Origin of the sequence: Bacillus sp. FSL R5-0434 (assembly GCF_038004745.1) — a bacterium.
Classification (GTDB): domain Bacteria; phylum Bacillota; class Bacilli; order Bacillales; family Bacillaceae; genus Bacillus; species Bacillus halotolerans.
On record NZ_JBBORV010000001.1, the window covers coordinates 314840 to 339972 of the forward strand.

Below are 25133 nucleotides of genomic sequence, written 5' to 3' on the forward strand. Positions count from 1 at the left end.
CATGAAATGGTACAGAATAAAAGAGAATATGCGGTTTGTGTGTGTTGTTACATAAATGGTACGGTAATAAAGATTGCTTAATATGGAGGGAAAATATGAGTGTAGATGAGAAACCGATTAAGATAAAAGTCGAGAAAGTCTCTAAGATTTTTGGGAAACAAACCAAGAAAGCAGTTCAAATGCTTGCCGACGGAAAAAATAAAAAAGAGATCCTGAAAGCAACCGGATCAACCGTTGGGGTTAACCAAGCAGATTTTGATGTATATGATGGTGAGATATTTGTCATCATGGGTCTATCAGGGAGCGGTAAATCAACTTTAGTACGGCTGTTAAACCGGCTTATTGAACCGACTGCCGGAAAAATTTACATTGATGGTGACATGATAACAAATATGTCTAAAGACCAGCTCCGGGAAGTCCGCCGGAAAAAAATCAGTATGGTCTTCCAAAAGTTCGCTCTGTTCCCGCACAGAACGATACTTGAAAACACAGAATACGGACTGGAGCTTCAAGGTGTAGACAAACAGGAGCGGCAGCAAAAAGCGCTTGAGTCGCTTAAACTTGTCGGACTTGAAGGATTTGAACACCAATACCCTGATCAGCTTTCGGGCGGAATGCAGCAGCGTGTCGGCCTCGCCCGCGCTTTGACGAATAATCCGGACATCCTTCTGATGGACGAAGCATTCAGTGCGCTTGATCCATTAATCCGTAAAGATATGCAGGATGAGCTTCTGGATCTGCATGATAATGTCGGAAAAACGATTATTTTTATTACGCACGACCTGGACGAAGCGCTTCGCATCGGCGACAGAATCGCTCTGATGAAGGACGGAAATATCGTTCAGATCGGCACGCCGGAAGAAATCCTCATGAATCCGTCCAACGAATATGTTGAGAAATTCGTTGAGGACGTTGATTTGTCTAAAGTATTAACTGCCGGCCACATTATGAAACGCGCTGAAACGGTGCGGATTGATAAAGGGCCTCGCGTTGCGTTAACACTGATGAAAAACCTAGGGATTTCATCTATTTATGCAGTCGATAAACAGAAACAATTGTTAGGTGTCATTTACGCAGCAGATGCGAAAAAAGCAGCCGAGTCTGATTTATCCCTTCAGGATATCTTGAATACGGAATTTACGACTGTACCAGAGAATACGTATCTGACTGAGATTTTTGACGTTGTGTCTGACGCGAATATTCCAATTGCGGTTGTAGATGAAAAGCAAAGAATGAAAGGGATTGTCGTAAGAGGCGCGCTGATTGGCGCACTTGCGGGCAATAACGATTATATCAATGTTGAAGGCACTGCTGAGCAAACACAAGATCCTTCTGTACGGGAGGTGAAGTAAATTGGATAGACTGCCTAGAATACCTTTAGCAGACATCATTGACCGTTTTGTTGACTGGATTACGATAACGTTTGGCGGATTCCTCGATGGAATCGCAAATGGCTTGGCCATTTTTGTAAACGGGATTGTAAGCGGGCTTGGATTTATACCTTCTATTTTGTTAACGATTATTTTCGCAGCTCTTGCATGGTGGATCAGTACGAGAGGAATTGCGCTGTTTACTTTAATTGGCTTTCTCGTTATTGACTATTTAGGATATTGGGACCCAATGCTGCAAACGTTAGCGCTGGTTGTCACGTCCGTCATTATTTCGATTGTAGTCGGTGTGCCGATCGGAATTTGGGCATCTCAGAAAGAAACGGTTCGCCGTATCGTAACGCCTATCCTTGATTTAATGCAGACAATGCCTGCTTTTGTATATCTTTTGCCGGCAATTTTCTTCTTTAATATCGGTGTTGTGCCGGGTGTTGTTGCGTCTGTTATCTTCGCAATGCCGCCGACAATCCGTATGACGGTTCTCGGTATTAAACAAGTGCCTGCGGATCTGATTGAAGCAACTGAAGCGTTTGGTTCTACAACAGCTCAGCGTTTGTTTAAGGTTCAGCTTCCGCTTGCAACAAAAACCATTCTTGCCGGGATCAACCAAAGTATCATGCTTGCATTATCAATGGTTGTTATCGCAGCAATGGTCGGTGCGCCTGGACTAGGTTCAGAAGTATACAGCGCCGTTACACAGCTGAAAACAGGGGTCGGTGTAGAAGCAGGTATCGCTATCGTTATCGTTGCGATTACGCTCGACCGTATTACACAAAATATTAAAGTGAAGAAGAAAAGCAGGGGGAATGCCTGATGTTTAAAAAAATCATCGGTATCGGTGTTTCCGCCATGCTGGCACTCTCACTTGCGGCTTGCGGACAAGAAAACGACGAAAATGCGTCCGCGGCTGAACAGGTGAATAAGACGATCATCGGGATTGACCCCGGTTCAGGTATTATGAGCCTGACTGATCAAGCGTTGAAGGATTATAACCTGGACGACTGGACACTGATTTCATCGTCAAGCGCTGCAATGACTGCTACGCTCAAAAAGTCATACGACCGTAAGAAACCAATTATTATCACAGGATGGACACCGCATTGGATGTTCTCCAGATATAAATTAAAATATCTCGATGATCCGAAAAAAACTTACGGCAGTGCTGAGGAGATTCATACGATCACCAGAAAAGGCTTCAGCAAAGAACAGCCGAATGCCGTTAAGCTTCTGAGCCAGTTTAAATGGACGCAAGACGACATGGGTGAAGTGATGATCAAGGTGGAAGAAGGCGAGAAACCTTCCAAAGCCGCTGCTGAGTATGTGAAGAAGCACAAGGATCAAATCGCGGAGTGGACCAAAGGCGTGCAAAAGGTCAAGGGAGACAAAATCAACCTTGCCTATGTGGCGTGGGACAGTGAGATTGCAAGTACAAACGTTATGGGCAAAGTCTTAGAAGACTTGGGCTATGACGTGAAACTCACTCAGGTAGAAGCTGGTCCGATGTGGACGGCGATTGCGACGGGAAGCGCGGACGCATCCCTTTCCGCATGGCTGCCGAATACCCATAAACCATACGCTGTCAAATATAAAGGCAAATATGATGATGTAGGCGTCAGTATAACTGGCGTGAAGATGGGTCTTGTTGTGCCTCAATATATGAAAAACGTCAACTCAATTGAAGATCTAAAGAAATAATGAAGAAAGCAGCCTGTTCGCAGGCTGCTTTTTTGATTTAAGAAGCGTTGGCTGATGCGAGTGTATCGGCTTTTTGGAACGTTTTTAACACGGCGTTTGCTAAAATGTGAATCCCGGTAAACATCGCGTTTCTGTCAAAGGTCATATGCGGGTGATGGAGTCCTGGCTGAAGTCCGCAGCCGAGGCCAAGCATGGTCGTTTTAAGGTTCGGCACTTTCACAGAATAAAAATGAAAGTCTTCGCCGCCGGTTGTCACAAGCGGTTCATCGAGCTGATCAGCTCCGATAACGTCTGTGATTGCTTCAGCCATAATGCCTTCAGCTTCTTTATTTTGTGTTGCCGCTGGAAGGCTGTGTTCCTTGTGAAGTTCAATTTTCGCATCGAATGCCGCGGCAGCCGCTTCGCAGGCTCTTTCTGTTTCAGCGATCAGCGTCTCCATGGCTTCATTTGTTTGCGCCCGCAGGTCAAGGCTGAAGGTCGCTTTTCCGGGAATGATGTTAGAGCTGTCGCCGCCGGCTTGAAGCTTTGTCATTTTGACAGTGTGCGGGATTTTCGGATCGATGTGAATCAGCCCCAGCTTATGGACGAGAAATGCCGCGATTTCGATGCTGTTTTTGCCAAGATGCGGCCGTGCGCCATGAGCTTCCTCTCCGATGATTGTGCCTTCGATGTGCTGGCTTGACCCATGCAGAATGGATGGGGCGCAGCGTCCGTTTTGGGTTTCCTGAATTGGACGGACGTGGACGCCATACAAATAGTCGACGTCATCAAGCACGCCTTCCTCTATCATTTTCAGAGCGCCTCCGCCTTTTTCTTCTGCTGGCTGAAAGATAAAACGGATCGTTCCGCTCGGAAGCTGCGGCTGTTTTTTCAGCAGCATTAACGTACCTAAAGCCATTGTCATATGCGAATCATGCCCGCAGGAATGATTGGCGCGAAATGTGCCGTTGACCTCCTGCCATAATGCATCAATGTCAGCGCGGACAGCTACAACAGGCGAACCCGAACCTATTTCGCCGACAACTCCGGTACAATCTGAAAACGTGCGCGTGCGGCACCCTGCATCTTCGAGTTTTTGTTTAAGAAATTCAGTTGTCTCATATTCTTTCCAGCTGACTTCAGGGTTGGCGTGAAGATGTTCAAAGATGTGCATTACGGTTTGTTTCATTTCTTCTGAGAGTTTTTGCATGGGAAGAAAAACCTCCTTCATTCCTTTTTTTTATATTGAAACAGGTAGATAGGCTGTTTATAATATAGCACATATTTATATTTTTCAGAATAATAGATATTTTCTAAAAAGAGGGGATGGATCGAAATATGAGTATGCCAGCAGCCGAAACACAGCCAAAGAAGAAACGCACCGCCTTTAACATGCCTGACGCCTATGTCCTCTTATTTATCATCGCTTTCATTTGCGCCGTTGCTTCGTATATTGTGCCGGCGGGAGAATTTGACCGTGTGACGAAAGGGGAGGTTACCACTGCGGTGCCGGGAAGCTACCATTCAATTGAACAGTCTCCGGTCAGCCTGATCAGCTTTTTCACTTCTCTTCAGGATGGAATGGTGGGATCAGCGCCTATTATTTTTCTGATTTTATTCACAGGCGGCACGATCGCTATTTTAGAAAAAACAGGTGCCATTAACGGACTGATTTACAATGTCATCAGCAAGTTCCGCACAAAGCAATTATTATTTATTTGTATTGTCGGTGCGTTGTTTTCTATTCTTGGAACGACTGGAATTGTCGTGAATTCAGTGATCGGATTCATCCCCATCGGCCTTATTGTCGCACGCTCCTTAAAATGGGATGCGGTCGCGGGCGCGGCTGTTATTTATATTGGCTGCTATGCCGGGTTTAACTCTACCATTTTATCACCGTCCCCGCTTGGCTTATCGCAATCGATTGCGGAGCTGCCTCTGTTTTCGGGGATCGGCCTTCGTGTGGTCATATACTTATGCTTTTTGGTGTCTTCTATCATTTATATCTATTGGTATACAAGAAAATTAAAGAAATCAAAGGATGCCAGTGTGTTAGGCACAAACTGGTTCCCGGCGGCAGGATTGAGCGATGCGAATCAAGAAGAAGATAAGTCTGTGCCGTTTACCGTTCGCCATAAGCTGATTTTGGGAGTGGCGGGTTTGTCGCTGATCGGATTTTTGTACGGCGCATTGAAGCTCGGCTGGTCAGATTCCCAAATGGCTGCGACGTTTATTTTTATTTCTGTCCTTGCCGGATTCATTGGAGGGCTTGCGGCAAACGATATTGCCAAAACTTTTATTACCGGCTGTCAGAGCCTTGTATACGGTGCGCTGATTGTCGGGATGGCGCGGAGCATTTCTGTCATTCTTGAAAATGGGAAGCTGCTGGATACAGTCGTCAATGCTTTGGCTTCGGTTTTGGACGGGTTCAGTCCGATGGCCGGCGCAATCGGCATGTATATCGCCAGCGCCCTGCTTCATTTTCTCATCTCTTCAGGATCGGGCGAAGCGGTTGTGTTCATTCCGATTCTGGCGCCGCTCGCTGATTTGATGGGCATCACGAGACAGGTCGCGGTGGAAGCGGTTATGCTTGGAGAAGGGGTCGTCAACTGTGTGAACCCGACGTCCGGCGTTTTGATGGCAGTGCTTGCCGCCAGCGGAATTCCGTACGTCAAGTGGCTTCGGTTTATGCTGCCGCTCGCTCTGATTTGGTTCTTAATCGGGCTTGTGTTTATTTGTATCGGTGTCCTGATCAATTGGGGGCCGTTTTAAACATTGCTGCCCGCCGGCTTGTACGGCGGGCTTTTCATTTATTCGTTGCAGAAGCGCAGGCTGTTATTGTAACATGTAAGCCATAAGCCATTCGTAAAAGTGCGGGAGGAAGGTCATGAATAATCTGCATAACAGACTTTCAGGCGTGAATGGGAAAAATAAGAGAGTAAAAGAAAAAGAACAAAAGATCTGGTCGGATATCGGCAAGTTAGCCGGGGCGTTTGCGCTCCTGGATGTGATCATCCGCGGCATTATGTTTGAATTTCCGTTTAAAGAATGGGTCTCGAGCCTTGTGTTTTTGTTCATTATCATCTTATATTACTGCATCAGGGCATCAGCTTCTGGAATGCTGATGCCGAGAATAGACACCGAGGAAGAACTGCATAAACGGGTGAAGCAGCAGTTCATAGAATCAATAGCTGTCGCCTTTGCGGTAGTGGTGCTTACGATGTATGACAGGGGAGTTCCCCATACATTCTTCGCTTGGCTGAAAATGTTTCTCCTATTTATCGTCTGCGGCGGCGTTCTGTTTCTGCTTCGATTCGGAATCGTGAAGCTGTCTTACAGAAGAACGGTAAAAAAGGAGTTTAAGAAGAAATCATCATAGAGATGGTTTCTTTTTTTGTTCATAAATCAGACAATATCTCCACTTGCTGTTTAAGAATGTAAAATGGCTCTATCAAGTTGTTTTGATAGAGAGAGTATGATAGCTTAAAATGTAAGCGTTAACAAAATTCTCCAGTCTTCACATTCGTCTGAAAGGAGGAAGTGGAAGGATTGAGTAAGAGGGATTTCTGACTCCGCAGTAAGTCTTCAGAAATGAAAAATGAAATAAGGAGTGTCCAGAATGTCTAAAAAACGATTAAATACCTCTTTACTGCCGTTATTCGCTGGATTATTATTGCTGTTTCATTTGGTTCTGGCAGGGCCGGTGGCTGTAAATGCAGAGACCGCGAACCAATCAAATGAATATACAGCGCCATCAATAAAGAGCGGGACCATTCTTCATGCTTGGAATTGGTCGTTCAACACCTTGAAAAATAATATGAAGGATATCCATGATGCAGGATATACTGCCATTCAGACGTCTCCTATTAATCAAGTAAAGGAAGGAAATAATGGAGATAAAAGCATGGGGAACTGGTACTGGCTTTACCAGCCGACCTCTTACCAGATTGGCAACAGGTATTTGGGTTCCGAGGAAGAGTTTAAAGAAATGTGTGCGACGGCTGAAGAATATGGCGTGAAGGTTATTGTCGATGCCGTCATCAATCACACAACCAGTGACTATGCTGCGATTTCAAATGAAATTAAAAGTATTTCAAATTGGACGCATGGAAACACACAAATTAAAAATTGGTCCGATCGAAGGGATGTCACGCAGAATTCATTGCTGGGGCTTTATGATTGGAATACGCAGAATACACAAGTACAGTCATATCTGAAACATTTTCTGGAAAGAGCATTGGATGACGGTGCTGACGGATTTAGGTATGATGCGGCCAAACATATAGAGCTTCCGGATGACGGTGATTTTGGCAGTCATTTTTGGCCGAATATCACAGATACATCTGCAGAATTCCAATATGGAGAAATATTACAAGACAGTGCTTCCCGAGATGCTGCATATGCGAATTATATGAATGTTACAGCATCAAACTATGGGCATTCCATAAGGTCTGCTTTAAAGAATCGCAATTTTAGCACATCGAACATCTCCAATTATGCATCTCATGTATCTGCGGACGATTTGGTCACATGGGTGGAATCGCATGATACGTATGCCAATGATGATGAAGAATCTACATGGATGAGCGATGATGATATTCGTTTAGGCTGGGCGATTATTGCTTCTCGTTCAGGAAGTACACCCTTGTTTTTCTCCAGACCTGAGGGCGGCGGAAATGGTGTAAGATTCCCTGGGAAAAGTCAATTAGGTGATCGCGGGAGTGCTTTATTTAAAGATCAAGCCATCGCTGCAGTCAATACATTTCATAATGCCATGGCCGGACAGCCTGAGAAACTCTCTAACCCGGATGGAAACAATCAGATATTCATGAATCAGCGCGGCCCTGAAGGTGCTGTTTTGGCAAATGCATCTTCATCACCAGTTTCCATTCATACTTCAACGGATTTACCTGATGGCAGCTATGATAATAAAGCCGGGGATGGTTCGTTTAAAGTAACAGATGGCAAACTGACAGGTACAATCAGCGGCAGAGGTGTGGTTGTGCTTTATGCGGAAGATACCGCAAATGTACCTAATGTCTTCCTCGAGAATTATCAAACAGGTGTAACCCATTCTTTCTATGATGATCAGCTAACGGTAACTCTGCGTGCCGACGCTCATACCGCAAAAGCTGCTTATCAAATAAATCATGGTGATGAGACACAGTTTAAGGACGGGGATCAATTAATGATCGGAAAAGGGGACCCGTTTAATACAACATACAAGGTCACTTTAACAGGAACGAACAGTGATGGAGCATCTGGGACAAAAGAATATACTTTTGTAAAAACAGACCCATCTTCTGAGAAAAGAATAGGCTATCAAAACCTAAATAATTGGAGTCAAGTTAATGCATATGTATACAAGGAGAATGGGGGGCAGGCAATAGAATTGACCGGATCTTGGCCGGGAAAAGCAATGAGTAAGAATGCAGACGGCATTTACACTCTGACGTTATCGGCGGATACTGATACAAAAAACGCCAAAGTGATTTTTAACAACGGCAGCGCCCAAGTACCTGGCCAGAACCAACCTGGTTTTGATTACGTGCAAAATGGTTTATATAATGACTCTGGCTTAAATGGTTCTTTGCCCCATTTAGTCCGGACATTTCGTTAACAACAATACCCTAAAGTGAACAATCGCTTACTTTATCTGTTTGGAGATCACCATGTATAGACTCCGGCAATGTCAGATCGATGCGTCACAATCATGATAAATAATGAGCATTCACATTGCCCGATACAATGCTTTTTGAGGAAAGCAGCGAAAGAAACTAACAAACATTCCTTCTTTGTCTTGCGATTCTCATGCTGAAAATCACTCAAGAAAACGGTAAGAAACTATCATAGATAGTTTCTTTTTTTGTTCATAAATCAGACAAATCTTTTCTCTTGCAAAAGTTTGTGAAATGTTGCACAATATAAATGTGAAATACTTCACAAACAAACACCAAAGATAAACAAACACTGGAGGATGAGGATAAATGATGAATGAACGTGTAAATAAAGTAGCTTTAATCGGAGCGGGTTTTGTTGGAAGCAGTTATGCATTTGCGTTAATTAACCAAGGGATCACAGATGAACTTGTGGTCATTGATTTAAATAAAGAAAAAGCAATGGGCGATGTAATGGATTTAAATCACGGAAAGGCGTTTGCGCCGCATCCGGTCAAAACATCTTTCGGAACATATGAAGACTGCAAGGATGCTGATATTGTCTGCATCTGCGCCGGCGCAAACCAAAAGCCTGGTGAGACACGCCTTGAATTAGTAGAAAAGAACTTAAAGATCTTCAAAGGAATCGTCAGTGAAGTCATGGCGAGCGGATTTGACGGCATTTTCTTAATCGCGACAAATCCGGTTGATATTCTGACGTATGCAACATGGAAATTCAGCGGTCTGCCAAAAGAGCGAGTGATCGGAAGCGGCACAACACTTGATTCTGCGAGATTCCGTTACATGCTGAGCGAATACTTCGGTGCAGCGGCACACAACGTGCACGCTCATATTATCGGCGAACACGGCGATACTGAGCTTCCTGTCTGGAGCCACGCGAATATCGGCGGAGTGCCGGTCAGTGAACTGGTTGAGAAAAACGAAGCATACAAACAAGAAGAGCTTGACCAGATCGTGGATGACGTGAAAAACGCCGCTTATCATATCATTGAGAAAAAAGGCGCGACATATTACGGGGTAGCCATGAGCCTTGCGCGAATCACTAAAGCGATTCTTCATAATGAAAACAGCATTTTAACAGTCAGCACATATTTGGACGGACAATACGGAGCAGATGACGTGTACATCGGAGTGCCGGCTGTCGTCAACCGCGGCGGAGTCGCTGGCATCACTGAGCTGAACTTAAATGAGAAAGAAAAAGAGCAGTTTAACCACAGCGCCAACGTGCTCAAAAACATTTTGAAACCGCATTTTGCAGAACAAAACGTCAACTAGAACGCAACTATAGAGTAAAGGGCTGATTGTCAATGTGGGAGCAGTTGTATGATCCGTTTGGAAACGAGTATGTGAGCGCACTGGTTGCGCTCACACCGATTCTCTTTTTTCTCTTAGCTTTAACCGTTTTTAAGATGAAAGGCATTCTTGCGGCATTTCTGACCCTAGCCGCCAGCTTTTTGGTTGCCGTATGGGCATTTCATATGCCAGTTGAAAAAGCCGTTTCTTCTGTTTTATTAGGCATTGGAAGCGGTTTGTGGCCGATCGGCTACATTGTCCTGATGGCAGTGTGGCTCTATAAAATCGCTGTGAAAACCGGGAAGTTTACCATTATTCGTTCCAGCATTGCCGGCATTTCGCCTGACCAAAGATTACAGCTATTATTAATCGGTTTTTGTTTTAACGCATTTTTGGAAGGTGCGGCCGGCTTTGGTGTTCCGATTGCAATTAGTGCGGCGCTGCTCGTCGAACTTGGCTTTAAACCGTTAAAGGCGGCGGCGCTCTGTTTGATTGCGAATGCTGCCTCTGGAGCCTTTGGCGCGATCGGGATACCGGTGATTACAGGCGCGCAAATTGGAGACTTGTCTTCTCTTGAGCTGTCTCGGGCATTGATCTGGACACTGCCGATGATTACTTTTCTGATTCCGTTTTTACTCGTGTTCTTATTAGACCGGATGAAGGGAATCAAACAAACCTGGCCTGCCTTGTTGGTTGTCAGCGGTATATATACAGCGGTTCAGACGCTGACAATGGCTGTGCTCGGACCGGAATTAGCTAACATTTTGGCGGCGCTGTTCAGTATGGGCGGGCTTGCGCTCTTCCTGCGCAAGTGGCAGCCGAAACAGATTTACCGTGAGCAGGGAGCTGAAGAAACCGGTGAGAAAAAGAGATACAGCGCGGCAGACATTGCCAAAGCGTGGTCTCCTTTCTACATTTTAACTGCGGCGATCACCATCTGGAGTCTCCCTGCATTCAAAGCGCTTTTCCAAGAAGGCGGGCTCTTCTATCAGACAACGCTTTTGCTCAAGATGCCTTTTCTGCATCAGCAAATTATGAAAATGCCGCCAATTGCCCCATCTGCCATGCCGCTTGATGCGATTTTTAAAGTCGATTTGTTATCGGCGACAGGTACAGCGATTTTAGCCGCAGTCATCGTTACAGGACTGTTCAGCAAAAATTTCTCTTATCGGGATGGCTTCAGTTGCTTGAAGGAGACAGGGAAAGAACTGTGGATGCCGATTGTCACGATCTGCTTTGTGATGGCGTTTGCCAATCTGGCCAACTTCGCGGGGCTCAGCTCTTCCATCGGGCTGGCACTGGCGAAAACAGGTGATTTGTTCCCATTTGTCAGTCCTGTGCTCGGCTGGATCGGCGTGTTCATTACTGGCTCAGTTGTCAGCAATAACGCTCTGTTCGGGCATTTGCAGGTTGTCACCGGAGCACAGATCGGTGCCGGTTCTGATTTGCTGTTAGCCGCAAATACGGCGGGCGGGGTGATGGCGAAGCTCGTTTCTCCGCAATCTATCGCCATTGCCGCTGCCGCGGTCGGCCAGACAGGGAAGGAATCAAAGCTGTTTAAACGGACAGTGATGTACAGTCTGATTCTGCTATTGATCATCTGCATATGGACGTTTATTCTTGCAAGATTAGGTGTTTAATAGAAAAAAGCAGTACACTCGAGGTGTACTGCTTTTTGTATTAATTTGCTTTCTTCGTCATTTCCTCAGTTGTTTTGACTCTTGTTTTTCCCATAAACAAAACGGTAATCGCCGCGAGGACAATTGGAATCAAAGCAAGTAAAAAGACATATGTGATGCTTGATGACATGGCGTCGATGATCCGGTTCAGAATCGCAGCAGGGATCTGTGATCGTGTGCCGGCTTGGAAAATCGCCTGTGGATCACCGATATTCTGCGGAGCGCCTGAGCCGGCGGAGCCTTTTATCCCGCTGAAGGCATCGCTGAGCTGGTTTGTGAATACGTTCGTCTGAACCGTGCCGAAAATCGTGACGCCGAGCGTCATGCCGAATGATCGTAAAAATGAATTCGTGGAGTTGGCCGTTCCCCGAAAACGAGGTTCAAGATCATTCATGGATGCTGCCGGGAGAAGCGAGAAGTTAAAGCCTACGCCGAAGCCTGAAATCATCATAAAGACAGTCAGCCATACGCGCGCTGTGTCCGGCGTCATATTGGAAAGCAGCAGCATGCCGATAAAGAAAGATATGACAGAAATCAGCATCAGATTGCGGAAGCTTGCCTTCGTTTGGAAGATTCCGCCGATCATACTTCCGATCACTGATCCGATCATCATCGGTGTCAGAATGAAGCCTGCGCTTGTCGCTGAGCTGCCGTATACCGCCTGTACGAAAATCGGAATAAACACTGCTAAAATAATGAATGTTCCGCCATAAAGAAAAGCGAGAATCTGCGCTGTGGCAAACAAGCGGTTCTTAAACATCCAGAAGGAGATAATCGGTTCTTCCGCTTTTCTCTCCACAATAAAAAAGGCAATAAAGAAAACAGCGAAAATGATAAACAGGCCAATGATTTGAATCGAATTCCAGTCGTATGTTTTGCCGCCGAGCTCAAGCGCGAACATCAGGCACACAATGGATACGACTAAAGTAATCGCGCCGCCCCAATCAATTTTCTGCTTTTTATGCTCCAGCGATTCTTTGTAATAGCGAATGATGAAAAACAATGACAGTGCACCGATAGGGACGTTGATGTAAAACACCCAGTGCCAGCTGATAGAGTCTGTGATAATAGCGCCTAACAGCGGGCCGAGAACACTTGATAATCCAAATACAGCGCCGAACATGCCTGACATTTTTCCGCGTTTTTCCGGCGGAAACAAATCAAAGATAATCGTGAAGGCAATCGGCAGGAGCGCTCCGCCCCCAATCCCCTGAATGGCCCGGTAGATGATCAGCTGGTTCATTGTTTGTGCGATTCCGCATAATGCCGACCCGATTAAGAAAAAGATAAGTCCAAACAGGAAAAAACGTTTTCGGCCGTACATGTCGGAAAGCTTGCCGTAAATCGGCATTCCAGCCATCACCGCTACCATGTAGGATGCAGTTACCCATGCAAATTTATCAAAGCTTCCAAGATCAGCCACGATGCTGCCCATCGCTGTGGCAACAATTGTATTGTCCATTGCCGACATTAAAATGCCCAGCAAAAGACCGAGAACCACAAATTTAGTGGAAGGATTTTTTGCGGCTGTTGTATCCATTTATTCTACCTCCTCTACCTTTTCTAAGTAAGGTTTGATATCATGATAATAGTTTGATTATTAATTATCTCGATTATCAAGATAAATTTGATTTTATAGGGAGGACTGTCAGTTGTCAACAAGAGATTCCAGAAGTGAGTTGGAAAAGACTTCCGTTAAGCTTTTTCGGAAATTGGGCACAAGAACGGTTCTGTTTCATCAGGCAGCCGCTCAGGCTCTCGGTCTGTTTCCCACCGATTTGAAATCAGCTGACATCTTAAATGAAGCGGGGCCAATGACGGCCGGTGAACTGGGGAAAAAGACGGGACTCAGCACGGGTTCCGTTACGGCGCTTGTTGACCGCCTCGAAAAAGCGGGGTATGTGACGCGCGAAAAGGATCCGAACGACCGCAGAAGAGTGATTATCGTGCCTTTAACCGCTTCTAAACAGCATGTGAAGGATTTGTTCCGTTCACTGTCAGAGTCGACGATGGATCTGTGCCGCGAGTATACGGAGGAGGAATTGGAACTGATTTTCGGTTTTATCGGCAAAGCCTCCGATATTATAGAGGAAGAGCTTGACCGCTTGAAACAATAGGTGATTTTTGTGCATAGCTTGGCCCGTTCCCGAATAAATTGTACAAGTTGAGTAAGAGAGGGGAGTACGGGCCGGTGAACATTTTTTTGAGTTATATTGTGCTGGGGCTGTCCTTGTCTGCGCCTGTGGGACCTGTCAATGCGGCGCAAATCGATAAAGGCATTAAAAACGGGTTTTGGCATGCGTGGATTTTTGGTTTAGGCGCCATGACAGCTGACGGGCTGTACATGCTTTTCATCTATTTCGGTCTGTCACAGTTTTTGACCGCTCCGTTTGTGAAAACGTTTTTGTGGCTCTTTGGCTTTTTTGTACTGACCTATACCGGTATTGAAACGCTGAAGAATATCAGGGAAGCGATAGACGTACGCAGCTCGAAGGGGAAGCCGTCCTACAGAAAAACATTTGCCTCGGGTTTTCTCATCTCATTGTCAAATCCATTGAGTATCCTCTTTTGGCTTGGGATTTACGGGAGTATTCTTGCAAAAACGGCGGAGGCTTACAATATGAGTCAGCTTCTCATCTATAGTTCCGGCATTATGATTGGCATTTTAATCTGGGATTTTTGCATGGCGATCGCAGCCAGTACATTCAGGAACCTGCTTCACGAAAAGCTGTTGCGGGGATTCACCGCGATTGCTGGCATATCCTTGCTTGTATTCGGTTTTTACTTCGGTTATCAAGGCATTAAAGAGTTATTGGGCTGATTCAAAAAGGACAGTCACCTGCCGCCTTCCGTTTTAATATAGTATCCAGATGATACTGGAGGTGGATCAATGGTGAAAGGGATTTACACCAAAAGTTTTCTGGAACGGAATCAAGCTGAGTTCCCGGAATGGCAAAGAATCGCTTTTGAGCTATTAGCAGAAACTTTGGCGGATGACGCGGATACGTTCCCGTGTATTCCCGGCCGTCAGGCATTTCTGACTGATCAGCTTCGCATTGCCTTTGCAGGAGATCCCAGGGAAAACGGTACGGTGGAGGAACTGGCGCCGCTGCTTGCGGAGTATGGGAATATCTCGCGAGACACCGGGAAGTATACGTCATTGGTTGTGTTATTTGATACACCGGAGGATTTGGCTGAGCATTATTCCATTGAAGCATATGAAGAGCTGTTTTGGCGCTTTTTAAATAGACTGAGCGAACAAGATGAAAAAGAGTGGCCGGCAGATATTCCGGCCGATCCAGAGCATTATAAATGGGAGTTTTGTTTTGACGGCGAGCCGTATTTTATTCTGTGTGCAACGCCGGCTCATGATGCGAGGAGAAGCCGAAGCTTTCCTTATTTTATGATCACGTTCCAGCCAAGATGGGTGTTTGAAGATCTAAATGGTTCAACCACATCTGGCCGAAACATGAGCAGGCTGATCCGATCCCGTTTACAGGCTTATGATCAAGCTCCGATTCATCCGCATTTAGGCTGGTACGGAGGAAAGGATAACCGGGAATGGAAACAGTATTTTCTCCGGGATGATGAAAAACAGGTATCAAAATGCCCGTTTTCATATTTAAAGAACATGTTTAACAAAATGAAATAGTTCACGAGCTGGCAGGGCGGTCTTTGTGTCCCTGCTTTTTTTGATAGATCAAGGTGACAACGGCAATGACAGCTAAAAATCCCAAGCTGACAAAAAATCCGGGTCGGCTTGATTTTTCAAACAGCGTGCCGGACACAGCCGCCGCGATCAGAATTGTCGCCAGATAAATTTGCGTTTTCGCCATGGCTGCCGGATCGGTCAGCTTTTTGCTGGAGAACAGGATAAACAGCCAAGTGTATAAAAGCATAAGCCCGGCCGCTGTTGTCATGTGCTCATATATATTTTTAGGCAGCACTAAAGACAGTACGATAGACACGATAAGCCCCGCAAATGTTAATCCGAGCGCGGGCCAGCATATTTTTTTGCCTTCTTTTAGAGTAAAGCATTTCGGCGCGTCGCCGTCATCGGCCATCGTACAAAGCAATGTTGTCACGGCAAAGAGTGAAGCGACAAGGGTCGAGAAGCCCGCGATAATAAAAATGCCGTTAAAAATATCAAGGATCACTTCGAGATGAAATCCTTTTAAAGACGTAATAAACGGGCTGTCCTGTTCTGTAAACTTGTGTAAAGGAACTAGTAGCAAAGCGAGCCCGATTGAAATGATATAAATAATCGCCAGCGTTGCCAGCATCAGCTTTCCTGATTTTGAGGCTTCCTCCGGCTTCTTTAAATGAACCGTCATGAGCCCCATGACTTCAATGCCGCCAAACGCGTAAAATGCATAAATCAGGCCTGTCCACAGTCCCATAGCTCCGAATGGGAAAAATTCTTTCGTCTCATTCGGAATCTGCACCTCCGGCTTTCCGCCTGATAATATGCCGCACAAAGCCAGAATGGCAATCACGATAAACATGAAGATAGCGGCTGTTTTGATAACTGCCAGCACGTTTTCTGTTTTTTCAAAAACAGAAAGTCCGGTAAAAATAATGAGAAGCCCAAGTACAGCATAGATGGAAGCAAATACCCACAGTGGCACTTGAGGAAACCAATGCTTCGTAAATAACGAAATGGCTGTCAGCTGGCTTCCGGTAATCAGCATTTCAGATGACCAGTACACCCAGCCATTGCTGAAGCCGGCCCACCTGCCGAACGCTTTTCTCGCATATGAACAGAACGAGCCCTTTTCAGGGTGTTTTGCCGAAAGTTTGGCAAGCTGTTCGAATACAAAATAAGTGCCGATCGCTCCAATTAGAAATGAAAGCAGAACGGAAAATCCGCTTTTCACAATTGCGATGCTGGAACCGAGAAAAAATCCTGTTCCGATTGTGCATCCTATCCCGATTAATGAAAGCTGCCACCAAGCCAGATTTCCTTTTTCTTGGTCTTTTTTTGTTTGACTCATTTACATTCAACCCCTTTTATCTAAGGTTAGATTGCAACCCGCGCAAGGCTTATATGCATCGGATTTTTGCCTCTTTTTACATGGAGGCGATGGTAAACGCTCATACTAATAGAAAAAGGAGCGAAGCGGATGACACAGCAATATATCGTTCAGCCGAAGAAAGGGCTCGGCCTGAAGCTGAAAAAGGGCCAGATTTTGAAGGTGGTTGATGTAGAGGGGCAGCAGGTTGCTGATTTTGTGGCGTACCACGCAAAGGATTTTTATGAGCATCTTGATCAGGGAGCGACCATTGATGCCAATCATTCCATTCATGTGAAGGTCAACGATCATATTTACTCTAATTTGTATAAACCGATGCTAACGCTCATTGAGGATACAGTCGGCAAGCATGACTTGCTTCTGCCGGCCTGCCGTCCTGACATGAACAGGCTGTTATACGGAAAACAAAAGGACGAGTTCCAGGATACGTGTTATGACAATATGAACCGGGCGCTTGAGCAGTTCGGCGTGCCGAAGCCGCATATGCATTATCCGTTTGCGATTTTTATGAATACCGTTCTGGATGAGAAGGGGAATCTGTCTGTGGAAACGCCGCTGTCAAATGCCGGGGATTACGTCAGACTCAGAGCGGAGATGGATTTGGTTGTCGCGTTTTCTTCCTGCCCGATTGAAAAAGGAAAGTGCAATGGCGACAGTGTGACGTCCATACGGGTTGAAGTCAGCTGATCTCTCTTATTCACTATGAAATAAGACCTGTGCTATAGTTAATATGGATACATAACAGTCATGATTCATTTTCATTGATTCGGGGAAATGAACAGTAAGAAACAAGCGAAAATGTACAGGAGGAATGATTGGGATGAGCATGCAGGAAAAGATTATGCGTGAATTACATGTGAAGCCCTCAATTGATCCAAAGCAAGAAATTGAGGACAGAGTCAATTTTTTAAAACAATACGTAAAGAAAACCGGCGCTAAAGGACTTGTGCTTGGCATCAGCGGCGGACAGGATTCAACACTTGCGGGAAGACTTGCTCAGCTTGCGGTGGAAAGCATTCGCGAGGAGGGCGGAGACGCTCAATTTATTGCGGTCCGTCTTCCGCACGGCACACAGCAGGATGAAGATGACGCCCAGCTCGCTCTGAAATTCATCAAGCCGGATAAATCATGGAAATTTGACATTCAATCAACAGTCAGCGCTTTTGCGGATCAATATCAGCAAGAGACAGGCGATAAGCTGACAGACTTTAATAAAGGAAACGTAAAAGCGAGAACCAGAATGATTGCTCAATACGCGATCGGCGGCCAAGAAGGCCTTCTTGTGATTGGAACAGACCATGCGGCCGAAGCCGTGACTGGTTTCTTTACGAAATACGGTGACGGAGGCGCAGATCTCCTGCCGCTGACAGGCTTAACAAAGCGTCAGGGAAGAAGCCTGCTGAAAGAGCTGGATGCACCGGAACGCTTATACTTAAAAGAACCGACTGCCGATCTGCTGGATGAAAAGCCGCAGCAGTCTGATGAAACTGAGCTTGGCATTTCCTACGATGAGATTGATGATTATCTCGAAGGAAAAGAAGTATCGGCAAAGGCGTCAGAAGCGCTGGAGAAACGCTACAGCGTGACGGAGCATAAGCGCCAGGTCCCAGCTTCTATGTTTGATGACTGGTGGAAATAATATGATAAAAGCCCACTCTTGGAGTGGGCTTTTTATTTATTGATCCATTTGCATGTATCAGGGACATGATTTCAAAACGTCTTTTATTTGATGCGGATATGATTCAGCTTCACCATCAATCTGTCAGTGAATCTTCGCAGGCTGCCTCTCGAATCAGGATCAAGCGGCAGATTTGCTTGGGCAGCGATCGTTTCTGCGACCTGCTGAATAGACATTTGGTCTGTATGGAGATGTTCTGTGAAGAGGCTATCAGACAGGCTGTTGATGCAGCGGTCGATTTGTTTTGCGGCCCAGGAGTTTTTTCCTTCCGCTCTGGTGCGCAGGCGTTTCAGCAATGTTTCCTTTGAAGCCAGCAGGGTAAAGTGGTGAATGGTCCGGCCATCCTGTCTCAGCCTGCCGATAATGTCATCGAAGTATTGATCATTCGTAATGGTCATGGGCACAATGATGATGCCCTGATATGTATCTGACAAATAGGAAAGCATGCTGTAATTGAATTCCCGCCACAGATGGTAGCTTTGAAAGTCATCTTCAGCGATATCCGGCGGTATCATCGAACGCATCGCAAATCCCATCTTTTCAGGATCATATACGTAAGACGATTTCAGCCTTCTGTGCAGTTCAAACGCTGTTTGTGTTTTTCCGGAACCGAAAGCCCCATTTATCCAAATGATCATCATGATATCCCCCTTTTTGTTTATGATACAAAAAAAGACCCTTCGATCGAAGAGTCAGCGGGAAAAAACAGACGTATATTCGCGGAGCGATTCCTTTATATGCGTAAAGGCATGTTCTCCAAAATACTCAAGAGAAACAAAACCATCATATTGTCTGTTCATCAGCTCTTTTAAAAATGCTTTTTGATCGAGATCTCCTTGAAAAATCGGAGTTGGCTCGCTCAGATACCAGTTATCAAAGTTCCAGCGGTAGTTTTTCAAATGGATATGGCTGTTCGTATGAAAGGTTTTTTCTAAAGCGGGCAGCTGGTCAATTCGGTTCACGTGCAGATTTGACCCGTCAAAAATCGTTCGGAGTCTTGGATGGCCGACATCCTTCAAAAATGTTAAAGCAGCTTCAGGTGTATCGGCATACGTATCATAGTGAATTTCCAGACCGATATTCACCTCATAGCCGTCTGCCATTTGCGCAGCCTGCTGGAATTGTTCAACCGCACGCAGCCATTTTTCCGGTGACGTTCTGTTTGACGCCTGATTGCCGGCAAATACGCGAATAAGCGGGCTGTGAAGCTGTCTCGCCGCCCGAAGCCCTTTTCTCACTGCTTCTTTTGTCTCTTCTTCTCCTTGTGTCACAAAATCGGTGTATAAGCTGACCGCGGGCACCTTCAGTTTATGCTGCAGCAGCAGGGTATAAAGGCCGTCCAGCGGCCCGAAGTCCTGTTCATACTGTTCGATGTGGCCGTACCACAAATCAATCCCGTCAAAGGACTGCTCCTTCGCAAAGGAAATGACGTCCATTACATTTTGCTTTTTACATCCGGTTGTACAAAAGCTTATTTTCATCTCACATCCCTCCCGTCATCTTTTTCCCTGTTGAAAAACGGATAAACGCAGAGGGAGGAAGGACGTTTAATCATTTAATGCTTTTTTGCGTCGAAGTATTAAATTATTTCTGAAAATGTTGTACAATGAATGTCATCCGGAAAAGAAGGTTATTGAACGCAAAAAAGAAACGGAGCCGACTGCTCAAAAACGACGTTTCGTCATGTTACATCTTTTATTCTGCATCACGGAGGTCATTGCGTTTTCTTATGTTTTATTGTAGGAAAGCTTAATGAAATAGAGGACGCCTGAGCCGGTATCTATATAAATATTCGCAAAATCAGCATATAATGAAGATAAACTTTCATTCCTTAGGAGGATTTCGCCGAAGATGAACGCTAAACGAGCCATCCCAGTAAGAGAAAGAAATATCGTCCTGATTGGATTCATGGGTGTAGGAAAAACGACAATCGGCCAATTGGTCGCTAAGAAATTATATAGAGATTTTATCGATATTGACCAAGAAATCGAAAAGGATTTCAACATGTCGATCCCTGAGATGTTTGAAAAAAAAGGTGAGGACTTTTTCCGTAAAACAGAAAAAGAATATATCCTGAATCTATGCCACCATACAAGATTTAAAATTGTCTCACTTGGCGGAGGCTCTTTTAAACAAGAGGAAATCAGAAAGTGCTGTCTCGAACATTGTCTGGTGCTTCACCTCGATCTGTCTTGGGAGAACTGGAAGCAGCGCGCGGATTTGCTGATCGAAAGCCGTCCGGTGCTGCATAACCGGTCAATGGATGAAATGGAGCAGCTGTTTAACGAGAGAAAAGTCATCTATGACAAGCACAATTCAAAAGTGGAAACAGACAACCTTGCTCCTGAAGAGATTGCAGATTACATTGTGGAGACGCTAAAAATCGGTTGGGATCTTTATCAGCCAATGTAAAAGCCGTGCGGTAGGGACTGACCCCATAAGATGAGACAAATAAAAAACACCTTCAAGTTTGAAAACGGATAGTTGTTATCCGAAATAAGACTTGGAGGTGTTTTTTGTATGGGAACAAGAATGAGTTATCCGATTGAAGTCAAACAGAAGGCTGTAGAAATGAGATTGGCAGGCGTGCCTATGAAAGAGATCATGCAGGAATTGAATATCAGGAATAAGACGCAGGTTCAGACATGGGTTAGATGGCATAAAGCTGGGGATACACATCGATTTGAACAGCCTGTTGGTAAGCAATACACTTACGGAAAAGGTCCGGAGTATTCTTCCGAATTAGAGAAACTGCAGGCAGAGAACCGTTATCTGAGACAACAAAATGAAGTTTTAAAAAAGTACAACGAATTGGAAAGGAAGTTGATAGCCAAACGTCAGTCGAACTTGTAGAAGTATTGCACGGCACAATGACCGTACAGAATATCTGTGTTCATTTAGGTATCTCACGAGCGTCTTATTATCGTTGGAAGAAGAACCTGATGAAAGATCATCCCAAGCGCCATTTGGAAAAACAAATCGGCACGTTGTGCCGAGAGCACAAGTATCGATATGGATATCGAAAAATTACAGCTATATTAAAAAAGGAAATGCGTATTAACCATAAAACGGTTCAGCGTATCATGCAGAAAAATCAGTGGCAGTGCCGGGTTAAGGTGAAAAAGCGCAAGAAGAATGGGCAGCCATATGCCGTGGTTGATAATATATTAGATCGAAACTTTCAGTCCGATCATCCTCTTGAAAAACTAGTAACGGATATCACGTATTTGCCTTATGGACAGAAACAATTGTACCTTTCCAGTATATTGGATGTATACAATGGAGAAGTAATTGCTTTCACGATTGGAGATAAGCAGGACACAGACTTTGTCTTAAACACACTTGATCAGCTGCCAACACTGCCTCAGAACTGCGTGTTACATAGTGACCAAGGATCTGTGTATACATCTTATGAGTATCAGAAAGCTGTTAAAACAAAAGGCATTACCATGAGCATGTCCCGCAAAGGGACGCCCGCTGATAATGCCTCCATCGAATCGTTTCATTCCTCACTAAAGTCTGAAACGTTCTATCTTAACAGCATTAATCGAACCACGACCGCCATCGTAGAACGCACTGTCAAAGAATACATTTATTATTATAACAACATTCGTATTCAAACGAAACTAAACAGCCAATCACCGATAAGCTATCGGCAATTGGCTGTTTAAAAGGTGTTTTGATCCCTGTCTCAAAAACGGGGGTCAGTCCCGTATGCACGGCTTTTTTTATCGCTTCACGCCTTGGATCAATATCGCTTTTAAGCAAAAGGATTCAGGCTTTCCGTTTTGATTCAATTCGAGGCAAAAGGTGTCACGGGCTTCGTCAGACGCGTTGTTCAAATGGCTGATGATACGCTGTTCCCGATCGTCGGGGGTTCCGCCTCGTTTGATCCAGCTGTTGTATTCAATCGGCAAATTCCACTTTTGGATTTCTTCATAGCCAAGCTGGTTGGCCGTAAACATTGACTGCCATTCCGATAATGAACTTTCGCGTACGTGAGAAGGATCTCTGAGCCGGTTCAAATCATTGACAAACTCATCAAGATCAGGAGCTTCAGGCGCATAGTGATCGACCAGGAAAAACCGCCCGTTCTTTTTCAGCACGCGTGCAACTTCACTGACGGCTTGATGAACATTGGAAAAGTGGTGAGCCGCATATCGGCAGGTGATGACATCAAATGAATCGTCAGGGAAAGGAAGCTCCTCTGCCGTTCCTTTCTGAAAGTGTACATTGCCAGCGCCTTTTTCTTTCGCAAAAGATGAAGCAACGTCAACCATTTCTTGCGTCGCATCAATGCCGATGCATTCTTGGACGTAAGGGGCAAAAGCCAGCGCTGTATGGCCCGCTCCCGCTCCGACATCAAGCACTCGCTGCTCTGCACGGCATTCCGCAGTTTTGATCAGCATCGCTAAATCTTCACCCTCAGCAAATACCTTCTCATCACGGTACATCTCAGCATTTTTCGAAAACGGAGTTTCATTTGGCAAGTGAACCATCTCCTTCATTTTTGGTGGTGATATGGATTATGTTAGCAATGTCTGTTATGATTCGTCCAAGGTATAAAAATGATGAATTCGATAGTTTCAACCTATGGAGGCTGAAATGGATATTAAAGTGATGGAATATGCTGCGGAAATTGCCCGCCGACAGAGCTTTACAAAAGCGGCGAAGCACCTTCATATCGCCCAGCCTTCTCTCAGCCAGCAAATCAAAAAGCTGGAGATGGAACTTGGGCTTACTCTTTTTCACAGGTCACACGGCTCTGTTACGCTGACACCGCACGGCCGCCGTTTTATTGAAAAGGCTGAGGACATCATTCGATCAAGGGATGACTTGCTGCGGGAGATGCAGGAGCGTTCTCAAGGACTGGGACACAAGCTTTCGATCGGAATTCCGGCTGTAACAGGGAGATATATTTTTCCTCCGCTGCTGAAGCAGTTTTTGGCGCGTTATCCCCGTGTGGAGGTTCAGCTTATCGAAAAAGACCCAGCTGCCTTAGAGGAGATGACGGCAAAGGGTGAGGTTGATCTTTCTGTTTTATCCTTGCCGATCGAGGATGAGAGGCTCTCCATCGAACCCTTGCTGACGGAGCCGATCGTTCTTGCCGTACCAAAGGAAAAACAAAGGTGGATGCCGCCCGAAATGACTGCACTGATTGATAAAGCGCTGGAAAGAGAGGGGAGCCGGCCGCCGTGCGTGCAGCTTGAGATGGCAAAGCACGTTCCTTTTATTTTGCTGAAGGAGGGCTACGGTTTTCGCCGGACGGTACTTGACCTATGTGCGGAAAGCGGCTTTAAGCCACACGCGGCGTTTAAAACGAGCCACATCGAAACCGCGCAATCCCTTGTGGCAAACGGTTTGGGGGTAACACTGGCGCCAAATATGGTCAAAAGAGACAAAGACCCGGGTGTCATCTATTTATCTCTTGAATCCGCGCCTTCACGCACTCTGGTTTTTGTATTTTTAAAGAACCGCTATGTCAGTCTGACCGCTCAGGCCTTTATAGAACTGAGCCGGGAATCGGTTAAACAAACGTTTGATCAAGAAGAGTGAATTGGTGTTCAAGGATAGAAGGATATACATCACAAGATCAAATGCACGTCGAGGGATTGAATCAGAAAACAGATGTTAAAAAATTTAGAAAATAGATTCAAAACGTGATAGTATAGAATAAACTAAATCTTATTAAACAAAGGAGAATAATCGGAAATGCAACTATTCGATATGCCGCTCGACCAATTGCAAACGTATAAGCCTGACAAAACTGCCCAAAAAGATTTTTCTGAGTTTTGGAAATCCTCTTTGAATGAGCTTGCCAAAGTTTCAGCAGTTCCTGACTTACAGCCGGTTGATTATCCTGCTGACGGGGTAAAGGTATACCGCCTCACATATAAAAGTTTTGGAAATGCCAGCATTGCCGGATGGTATGCGGTGCCTGACAAAGAAGGCCCGCATCCGGCGATCGTGAAATATCACGGCTACAATGCAAGCTATGACGGAGACATTCATGAAATGGTCAATTGGGCGCTGCACGGATACGCTGCGTTCGGCATGCTTGTCCGCGGCCAGCAGGGCAGCGAGGATACCAGTATTTCTCCGCACGGACACGCATTGGGCTGGATGACGAAAGGAATTCTTGATAAAGATACATACTACTACCGGGGAGTTTATTTGGACGCCGTCCGCGCGCTTGAAGTCATCAGCAGCTTTGATGAAGTCGACGAAACGAGAATCGGCGTGACGGGCGGAAGCCAGGGCGGAGGCTTAACCATTGCGGCCGCGGCTCTGTCAGATATTCCGAAAGCCGCTGTTGCTGATTATCCTTATTTAAGCGATTTCGATCGGGCCATCGATGTGGCGCTTGAACAGCCGTATCTCGAAATCAATTCCTTCTTCAGAAGAAATGGCAGCCCGGAAACAGAAGAGCGGGCCATGAATACACTAACGTATTTCGATATTATGAATCTGGCTGACAGGGTGAAGGTGCCTGTACTGATGTCGATCGGGCTGATTGACAAGGTTACGCCGCCTTCTACTGTGTTTGCGGCCTATAACCATCTGGAGACAGAAAAAGAGCTGAAGGTGTACCGCTACTTTGGGCATGAGTATATCCCTGCCTTTCAAACGGAAAAGCTTGCGTTCTTTAAGCAGCATCTTAAAGGCTGACAGACGTGAAGAGCCGCCGCATCATCGGGCGGTTTTTTTCT

Annotated in this window: 23 protein-coding genes; 17 read left to right on the forward strand and 6 right to left on the reverse strand. The window is 45.5% G+C overall.

From position 1 onward, the window contains the following. The first annotated feature begins 95 nt into the window (after positions 1 to 95). Genes opuAA through NYE43_RS01730 form a run of 3 tightly spaced genes read left to right on the forward strand, consistent with a single transcriptional unit; the run spans position 96 to position 3083 of the window. Positions 96 to 1352 (forward strand): glycine/proline betaine ABC transporter ATP-binding protein OpuAA, encoded by a 1257-nt coding sequence (gene opuAA / locus NYE43_RS01720; RefSeq protein ID WP_024120134.1) that lies wholly within the window; start codon positions 96 to 98, stop codon positions 1350 to 1352. 1 nt (position 1353) lies between these two features. Next, positions 1354 to 2202, forward strand: a complete 849-nt coding sequence (gene opuAB / locus NYE43_RS01725) for a glycine/proline betaine ABC transporter permease subunit OpuAB (protein ID WP_095714454.1) — start codon at positions 1354 to 1356, stop codon at positions 2200 to 2202. Then, positions 2202 to 3083 (forward strand): glycine betaine ABC transporter substrate-binding protein, encoded by an 882-nt coding sequence (locus NYE43_RS01730; RefSeq protein ID WP_024120136.1) that lies wholly within the window; start codon positions 2202 to 2204, stop codon positions 3081 to 3083. Before opuAB ends, NYE43_RS01730 begins: the two co-directional genes overlap by 1 nt. Positions 3084 to 3120: 37 nt before the next feature. On the opposite strand, the gene NYE43_RS01735 is transcribed toward NYE43_RS01730, so the two are convergent. Then, the gene (locus tag NYE43_RS01735; protein ID WP_024120137.1) at positions 3121 to 4272 is read right to left on the reverse strand and encodes a M20 peptidase aminoacylase family protein; all 1152 of its coding nucleotides are present in this window, start codon (positions 4270 to 4272) and stop codon (positions 3121 to 3123) included. Positions 4273 to 4400: 128 nt separating this feature from the next. Here NYE43_RS01735 and NYE43_RS01740 point away from each other — a divergent pair, with 128 nt between their 5' ends. From NYE43_RS01740 to NYE43_RS01760, 5 genes are all read left to right on the forward strand, one after another. Further along, entirely contained in the window at positions 4401 to 5834 is a 1434-nt protein-coding gene (locus NYE43_RS01740; protein WP_024120138.1) for a YfcC family protein, read from the forward strand. Between the two features lie 115 nt (positions 5835 to 5949). Then, entirely contained in the window at positions 5950 to 6441 is a 492-nt protein-coding gene (locus NYE43_RS01745) for a DUF6773 family protein (protein WP_024120139.1), read from the forward strand. Between the two features lie 240 nt (positions 6442 to 6681). Then, entirely contained in the window at positions 6682 to 8682 is a 2001-nt protein-coding gene (gene amyE / locus NYE43_RS01750; protein WP_185848317.1) for an alpha-amylase, read from the forward strand. Between the two features lie 367 nt (positions 8683 to 9049). Next, complete coding sequence (locus tag NYE43_RS01755; RefSeq protein WP_103672191.1) at positions 9050 to 10015, forward strand: L-lactate dehydrogenase; 966 nt, start codon at positions 9050 to 9052, stop codon at positions 10013 to 10015. 32 nt (positions 10016 to 10047) lie between these two features. Then, complete coding sequence (locus NYE43_RS01760; RefSeq protein ID WP_185848316.1) at positions 10048 to 11673, forward strand: L-lactate permease; 1626 nt, start codon at positions 10048 to 10050, stop codon at positions 11671 to 11673. 40 nt (positions 11674 to 11713) lie between these two features. On the opposite strand, the gene bmr3 is transcribed toward NYE43_RS01760, so the two are convergent. Beyond that, positions 11714 to 13252, reverse strand: coding sequence for a multidrug efflux MFS transporter Bmr3 (bmr3, locus tag NYE43_RS01765; protein WP_185848315.1), 1539 nt, complete (start codon positions 13250 to 13252; stop codon positions 11714 to 11716). 112 nt (positions 13253 to 13364) lie between these two features. On the opposite strand from bmr3, the gene NYE43_RS01770 reads away from it, so the two are divergent. The 3 genes from NYE43_RS01770 to NYE43_RS01780 all read left to right on the forward strand — a co-directional run bounded on the left by NYE43_RS01770 (position 13365) and on the right by NYE43_RS01780 (position 15364). Next, positions 13365 to 13829 (forward strand): MarR family transcriptional regulator, encoded by a 465-nt coding sequence (locus NYE43_RS01770; protein ID WP_024120144.1) that lies wholly within the window; start codon positions 13365 to 13367, stop codon positions 13827 to 13829. A gap of 74 nt (positions 13830 to 13903) precedes the next feature. Then, a complete protein-coding gene (locus NYE43_RS01775; protein WP_024120145.1) occupies positions 13904 to 14533 on the forward strand; it encodes a LysE family translocator in 630 nt (209 codons plus the stop codon). 69 nt (positions 14534 to 14602) lie between these two features. After that, positions 14603 to 15364, forward strand: coding sequence for a YqcI/YcgG family protein (locus NYE43_RS01780; protein WP_185848314.1), 762 nt, complete (start codon positions 14603 to 14605; stop codon positions 15362 to 15364). A gap of 1 nt (position 15365) precedes the next feature. On the opposite strand, the gene NYE43_RS01785 is transcribed toward NYE43_RS01780, so the two are convergent. Further along, positions 15366 to 16706, reverse strand: coding sequence for an amino acid permease (locus tag NYE43_RS01785; protein WP_103672186.1), 1341 nt, complete (start codon positions 16704 to 16706; stop codon positions 15366 to 15368). 129 nt (positions 16707 to 16835) lie between these two features. Here NYE43_RS01785 and NYE43_RS01790 point away from each other — a divergent pair, with 129 nt between their 5' ends. Together NYE43_RS01790 and nadE are read left to right on the forward strand one after the other, a co-directional pair. Next, positions 16836 to 17432: a DUF1989 domain-containing protein gene (locus tag NYE43_RS01790; protein ID WP_044161986.1), complete on the forward strand. Its 597-nt coding sequence runs from the start codon at positions 16836 to 16838 to the stop codon at positions 17430 to 17432. A 133-nt stretch (positions 17433 to 17565) separates the two neighbouring features. Beyond that, on the forward strand, positions 17566 to 18384 hold the full coding sequence (gene nadE / locus NYE43_RS01795; RefSeq protein WP_101860186.1) for an ammonia-dependent NAD(+) synthetase: 819 nt from the start codon (positions 17566 to 17568) through the stop codon (positions 18382 to 18384). Between the two features lie 83 nt (positions 18385 to 18467). Here nadE and tmrB read toward each other — a convergent pair whose 3' ends face one another. Both tmrB and NYE43_RS01805 read right to left on the reverse strand, forming a co-directional pair. Continuing rightward, positions 18468 to 19061 (reverse strand): tunicamycin resistance ATP-binding TmrB, encoded by a 594-nt coding sequence (gene tmrB / locus NYE43_RS01800; protein WP_185848956.1) that lies wholly within the window; start codon positions 19059 to 19061, stop codon positions 18468 to 18470. A 54-nt stretch (positions 19062 to 19115) separates the two neighbouring features. Beyond that, complete coding sequence (locus NYE43_RS01805; RefSeq protein ID WP_185848313.1) at positions 19116 to 19904, reverse strand: sugar phosphate isomerase/epimerase family protein; 789 nt, start codon at positions 19902 to 19904, stop codon at positions 19116 to 19118. Between the two features lie 370 nt (positions 19905 to 20274). Here NYE43_RS01805 and NYE43_RS01810 point away from each other — a divergent pair, with 370 nt between their 5' ends. Continuing rightward, on the forward strand, positions 20275 to 20835 hold the full coding sequence (locus tag NYE43_RS01810; RefSeq protein WP_024120152.1) for a shikimate kinase: 561 nt from the start codon (positions 20275 to 20277) through the stop codon (positions 20833 to 20835). Positions 20836 to 20943: 108 nt separating this feature from the next. Then, a protein-coding gene (locus tag NYE43_RS01815) for an IS3 family transposase (protein ID WP_127695692.1) occupies positions 20944 to 22094 on the forward strand; the annotation gives its coding sequence in 2 pieces (ribosomal slippage) (positions 20944 to 21217 and positions 21217 to 22094; 1152 coding nt in all). A 57-nt stretch (positions 22095 to 22151) separates the two neighbouring features. Here the strand turns inward: NYE43_RS01815 and NYE43_RS01820 are convergent. Next, entirely contained in the window at positions 22152 to 22913 is a 762-nt protein-coding gene (locus NYE43_RS01820; protein WP_341060731.1) for a class I SAM-dependent methyltransferase, read from the reverse strand. A 115-nt stretch (positions 22914 to 23028) separates the two neighbouring features. Between NYE43_RS01820 and NYE43_RS01825 the strand changes: the two genes are divergently transcribed. Both NYE43_RS01825 and cah read left to right on the forward strand, forming a co-directional pair. Further along, positions 23029 to 23979 carry a LysR family transcriptional regulator gene (locus NYE43_RS01825; RefSeq protein WP_185848311.1) on the forward strand — a complete coding sequence of 317 codons (951 nt, stop codon included), beginning with the start codon at positions 23029 to 23031 and terminating at the stop codon, positions 23977 to 23979. Positions 23980 to 24135: 156 nt separating this feature from the next. Next, positions 24136 to 25092 carry a cephalosporin C deacetylase gene (gene cah / locus NYE43_RS01830; protein WP_024120155.1) on the forward strand — a complete coding sequence of 319 codons (957 nt, stop codon included), beginning with the start codon at positions 24136 to 24138 and terminating at the stop codon, positions 25090 to 25092. Positions 25093 to 25133 lie beyond the last annotated feature (41 nt).